Genomic DNA, 5,153 nt, shown 5'->3' on the forward strand with positions numbered 1-5,153 from the left:
ATGTGGGGGAGTGGGGGTGGGGGTTAGCGTCTGGGCGTCCGGTTCTGCGAGGAGGTTTGCGTGGCGTTTCCCGAAGACGTGCTCACCGAGGACGAGCACGTCGTGTTGCATCTGCACCCGCACTGGAAGGCCCTGATGCGGCCGGTGGCGGTGCTGGTGCTCGCCATCGCCGCGGTCGCGGTCGGTGTCCTGTTCCTGCCCTCCGGCGGTGGCGGCTCGATCACGCTCGCCGTGATCGGTGGCCTCGCCGTGCTGGCGGTGGTCTGCCTGACCGTCTGGCCCTACCTCTCCTGGCGCAGCACGCACTATCTGTTCACCAACGAGCGGGTGGTGCTCCAGCACGGGATTTTCTCCCGTGAACGGCGGGACATCCCGCTCAGCCGGGTGAACGACCACTCGATGAACCAGCGTTTCATCGGACGTGTGCTGGGCTACGGCACCCTCACCATCGAGTCCGCCGGTGAGCGCGGGCAGTCCGTGTTGCCCGACGTGCCGAAGGTGGACCGGGTCCAGACGAAGCTCTACGAACTGGTCGAGGCGTTCCACGACAAGCACTCGCTCGGTGACGGTGAGCTGCGCGAGATCCTCGCCGAGCGGGACAAGAGCGCTGGCGCCTGACCAGCCCGCTGGCGGTGCTGCTCAGCACCGACCGCACCGACCGCACCGGCCGGGAAGGTCGGTGCGGTCGGGTCAGCGGCGGCGGAAACGGCGCGGCGCCGGGGCGGCCTGGAGTTCGGCCAGCTCGGCTTCCAGTTCCTTGTCGAAGTTCGCGGCCAGCCCGGCATCGGTGCCCAGCGCCGGGGCTCGGGGCTGGAGTGGGCGGGGGGTGAGACCGGGCCGTACCGCTGGTGGTTCCTCTTCCTCCAGCTCCGTGATCGACTCGGCGAGTTCGGCCACCGGGTCCATCTCGGCCATCGTGTCCCACTCGTCGCGCGGCAGGCCCTGCCACGTCTGCTCGGCCTCGGGTGGCGCTGCGGGCTGGAAGACGAAGGTGCGGTACGCCCAGAAGCGGAACAGGGTGGCCAGCACCACGCCGCCGGTCTTGGCGATGTTCAGCGCGAGCAGGCTGTTGATGTCGAGCCCGTACTTGGCGGCCGCGAGGACGCCGAGTTCGATGAGTAGGCCCACCCCGTTGAAGAAGAAGAAGAGGACGTATTCCCGGCGAAGCGCAGATTTCGGACGATCGCGGTACGTCCAGTGGCGATTCATCAGATACGACGTGATCGTCGCCACTATGGTCGCGACCACTGTCGCCTTGAGCTGACCGTTGACGAAAACGGTGAGTGCGAGCGCGTTGAACACGGCGTAATTGATGACCGTGTTGATGCCACCGACCAGGCCGAATTTGAGCGCCTCGTGGAGGAACTTCTGCCAACGCTCCGGCAGTAGGCGGACGAGAGGCATGCGCAACACCTTAGGGCAGTCGGCTGGGGTTGGCGGGATCTGTCCGGACCGATGGGCGCGAGGTCACGCCCGGGGGTCCCGGTCGACTTCCGCGACGTCTGGGGTTCCCGCTTCCACGAAGACGAACCGCCGGTACGACCAGAAGCGGAACATCGTCCCGAACCCGGTGCCCACGACGTAGCTGGCGATGTTGTCGGCGAGCCGGTTCTGGAAGATCTCCGGCCAGATGCTGCCCAGGCCGTACCGGCTGATGGCCAGGCAGGCCACCGCGATGCCCAGACCCACCGCGTTGAAGACGAAGAACAGGGCGTACTCGCGGGCCGGGTTGGAGCGCTTCCGGTGCCGCCAGGTCCAGAACCTGTTGCCCAGGAAGGCGAAGGTCGCCGCGAGCACCGTGGAGATGGTCTTCGCGGTGATCTGCTCCACGCCCTGCGGGCCGATCAGGTAGTTGAACAGCGCGAAGTCGACGAGGAAGGCGGCGCCGCCGACGGTGGCGAACTTGCTCAACTCCCGCACCAGATGACCGAACCGGTCGATCAGGGAATGGACCAGACCCGGGCGGGTCGGCGGGGAGCCGGACTCCCCGGTCATTGTGGCGGCCACCGTCCGAGCGTACCGGTTACCGGCTTCCACGACGGGTAGCAACCACCAGTGGGAACAGCGTTGGCGGAGCGTCACCGACCGTTGCCGGAGTGGGGTCGGCGAACCGGCCGGTCGGTCGGCGGTGGTGCTGGTTCCGGAGCGACCCGAGGGCATCGGGGCAGAGGTCCGCCGCAGGATTTGCGTGAAACTGCGCGTGAAAGCGGGTAAAGGCTCGTGAAGCCGCAGCGTGACCGTACCTTGTGCAGTTCTTCACAACCGGTCCCACTGACTGACGAGGTCCGCCGGTTTACGCTGAGCCCAATCCCAGGTTTCACGAAGGCGACCCGATGTGGCGCCGATGTTCGTGCACTCCACAGACAGGTCAGCGTCGACCACAAGGAGATGTGTCATGGTTGCTCCGGCCACCGTTCGGGGAATAGATCAGGCCCCGACATCCCACCCCAAACTCCTCGCCTGGGTCCGTGAGGTCGCTGAACTGACCACCCCTGACCAGGTTGTCTGGGTGGACGGTTCCGACCAGGAATGGCGTCGGCTCACCGATGAACTGGTCGAGGCCGGGACCCTCGTCCGGCTGAACCCCGAGAAGAAGCCCAACTCGTTCTACGCCCGGACGGATCCGACGGACGTCGCGCGCGTCGAGGAGCGTACGTTCATCTGCTCTGTCGACGAAGCGGACGCCGGGCCCACCAACAACTGGATGGCGCCCGCCGAGATGAAGCGGACCATGACGGAGCTGTACCGGGGTTCGATGCGCGGGCGGACGATGTACGTCATCCCGTTCGTCATGGGCCCGGTCGAGGCCGAGAGCCCGATGTTCGGTGTGGAGATCACCGACAGCCCCTACGTGGTCGCGTCGATGCGGATCATGACCCGGATGGGTGCCAAGATCCTGGAGGCGATGGGCGACGACGCGGAGTTCGTGTACGCGCTGCACTCCATCGGTGCGCCGCTGGCACCCGGGCAGCAGGACGTCGCCTGGCCGTGCAACGAGACCAAGTACATCTCGCACTTCCCGGAGACCCGGGAGATCTGGTCGTACGGTTCCGGCTACGGCGGCAACTCGCTGCTCGGCAAGAAGTGCTACTCGCTGCGGATCGCCAGCGTGATGGGGCGCGACGAGGGTTGGCTCGCCGAGCACATGCTGATTCTCAAGATCACTTCGCCGGAGGGGCGGGTCTACCACATCGCTGGTGCCTTCCCGTCGGCCTGCGGCAAGACCAACCTGGCCATGCTGGAGCCGACCATCCCTGGCTGGAAGGTCGAGACGATCGGTGACGACATCGCCTGGATGCGGTTCGGCCCCGACGGTCGGCTCTACGCGGTGAACCCGGAGTACGGCCTCTTCGGCGTCGCGCCCGGCACCGACTGGAAGACGAACGCCAACGCCATGCGGACCCTCGACCGGGGCAACTCCATCTTCACCAACGTGGCCCTGACCGACGACGGGGACATCTGGTGGGAGGGCATGGGTGAGCCGCCGGCTCACCTGATCGACTGGAAGGGTAACGACTGGACGCCGGAGAGCGAGAACCTCTCCTCGCACGCCAACAGCCGCTTCTGCACCCCGATCACCCAGTGCCCGATCCTCGCCGACGACTACTACGACCCCAACGGGGTGCCGATCGACGCGATCCTCTTCGGTGGCCGGCGGCGGGACACCGTACCGCTGGTGACCGAGGCCCGGGACTGGGTGCACGGCGTCTACCTGGGTGCCACCCTCTCCTCGGAGACCACCGCCGCCGCCTCCGGCGCGGTGGGCGTGGTGCGCCGCGACCCGATGGCGATGCTGCCGTTCATCGGCTACCACGGTGGCGACTACTTCCGGCACTGGATCGAGATGGGCAAGGGCACCGACGGCGACGAGTCGAAGCTGCCCAAGGTCTACTACGTCAACTGGTTCCGCAAGGACCCGGAGGGCAACTTCCTCTGGCCGGGCTTCGGCGAGAACTCCCGGGTGCTCAAGTGGATCGTCGAGCGGATCGAGGGCCGGGCCGAGGCGGTGGAGACCCCGATCGGCATGGTCCCCACCGTGGACGCCCTCGACGTCGAGGGTCTGGACCTGACCCCGGAGGACGTCCGGATCGCGCTCAAGGTCGATCCGAACGAGTGGCGGGACGAGTTGCCGCTGGTCACCGAGTGGTTCGAGAAGTTCGGCGACAAGCTGCCCGGCGTGCTCTGGGCCGAGTTGGACGCCCTGCGGGCCCGGCTCGACGCGGAGCAGCCACCGCGACAGGTGTGATCGACGCCCGAGACGGGCATCATCGGATCCCATGAGGACGGCCGCCGAGACCGAGGTCCGGCGGCCGTCCGCCGTCCGGGCGCTCACCACGCTGCTCGCGGTGACCGCCGCGGCCACCGTCGTGGTCGAGGTGCTCAACTGGTGGTACGCGCCGGAGCAGGGCTTCGGGCTCGCGGTACGCACCGGCTGGGCGATGCTGCGCTCCTTCGGCTTCCTGCTGCTGATCGGGCACGTGCGCCGGGGGCGTACGGTGGCTCGGCCGCTCGGCCTGATCCTCGCCGTCACCACGGTCTTCGCTGTCGGCAGGCTGGTCGTGCCCCGGCACGGTGTGCCGCCGTTGCCGGGGTTGCTGGGCTTCGTGTTGCTCACCGTGCTCTGCGTGACGGTGCTCTGGCTGCTGTACCGGTCCTCGGCCGTCGCCGGCCACCTGGTGCGGCACCGACCCCGGCTGGTCATCGACAGGTCCGGCATCTCCTGGCGGGAACTGCCACCACGTCGGCCGGAGGCCAGCGCCTGGCTGCTGACCAGCCGGGTGGCGGCGTTCACCTACAGCCCGTTGATGCTGGTCCCGGCCCTGGTCGCCGGGGCAGCGATCCTGGACGGACGGCTGCTCGCCGTCCCCGCGGTGCTGTTCTGGCTGGGCGCGGGCATCGCCACCAGCTACCTGGTGCTGTTCTGCACCGCTTTCCTGCTACGCGGCAAACGTTGGGCCGGCACCCTCCTCGTCGTGATCACCGTGGGCGTACTCGCCGTCCACCTGCCACTGTGTTGGTGGCTGCTCGGCATCGACGGCCTGGTCCGCGACGGTGCACCGCTTGTCGCCGCAGCCGTCCTCGCGCTCTACGGCGTCCGACGCGCCGCCCGCGCCAGCGGCCCCGCCACCCCGCCCTGAGCGCCGCTGCCCGCC

At 68.1% G+C, this 5,153-nt stretch carries 5 protein-coding genes; 3 read left to right on the plus strand and 2 right to left on the minus strand.

What is annotated here, in order from left to right; translation table 11 throughout:
* Window positions 1-60 precede the first annotated feature (60 nt).
* The gene (locus tag C1I93_RS28140) at window positions 61-618 is read left to right on the plus strand and encodes a PH domain-containing protein (protein ID WP_111246289.1); all 558 of its coding nucleotides are present in this window, start codon (window positions 61-63) and stop codon (window positions 616-618) included.
* A 72-nt stretch (window positions 619-690) separates the two neighbouring features.
* Here the strand turns inward: C1I93_RS28140 and C1I93_RS28145 are convergent, their stop codons facing one another.
* Window positions 691-1,404 (minus strand): GtrA family protein, encoded by a 714-nt coding sequence (locus tag C1I93_RS28145; RefSeq protein ID WP_111246290.1) that lies wholly within the window; start codon window positions 1,402-1,404, stop codon window positions 691-693.
* Window positions 1,405-1,467: 63 nt separating this feature from the next.
* Window positions 1,468-1,995: a GtrA family protein gene (locus C1I93_RS28150; RefSeq protein ID WP_111246291.1), complete on the minus strand. Its 528-nt coding sequence runs from the start codon at window positions 1,993-1,995 to the stop codon at window positions 1,468-1,470.
* 400 nt (window positions 1,996-2,395) lie between these two features.
* On the opposite strand from C1I93_RS28150, the gene C1I93_RS28160 reads away from it, so the two are divergent.
* Both C1I93_RS28160 and C1I93_RS28165 read left to right on the plus strand, forming a co-directional pair.
* Window positions 2,396-4,246, plus strand: a complete 1,851-nt coding sequence (locus C1I93_RS28160) for a phosphoenolpyruvate carboxykinase (GTP) (protein ID WP_111246293.1) — start codon at window positions 2,396-2,398, stop codon at window positions 4,244-4,246.
* A 31-nt stretch (window positions 4,247-4,277) separates the two neighbouring features.
* A complete protein-coding gene (locus tag C1I93_RS28165) occupies window positions 4,278-5,138 on the plus strand; it encodes a hypothetical protein (protein WP_111246294.1) in 861 nt (286 codons plus the stop codon).
* The last annotated feature ends 15 nt before the right edge of the window (window positions 5,139-5,153 follow it).

Source organism: Micromonospora endophytica (assembly GCF_003236305.1).
GTDB classification, from domain to species: Bacteria; Actinomycetota; Actinomycetes; order Mycobacteriales; family Micromonosporaceae; genus Micromonospora; species Micromonospora endophytica.

Excerpts from the sequence above, each read along its gene's own strand:
- C1I93_RS28160 (WP_111246293.1), top strand. The coding sequence starts at position 2,396 with ATGGTTGCTCCGGCCACCGTTCGGGGAATAGATCAGGCCCCGACATCC.
- C1I93_RS28150 (WP_111246291.1), bottom strand. The coding sequence starts at position 1,995 with ATGACCGGGGAGTCCGGCTCCCCGCCGACCCGCCCGGGTCTGGTCCAT.
- C1I93_RS28165 (WP_111246294.1), top strand. The coding sequence starts at position 4,278 with ATGAGGACGGCCGCCGAGACCGAGGTCCGGCGGCCGTCCGCCGTCCGG.
- C1I93_RS28145 (WP_111246290.1), bottom strand. The coding sequence starts at position 1,404 with ATGCCTCTCGTCCGCCTACTGCCGGAGCGTTGGCAGAAGTTCCTCCAC.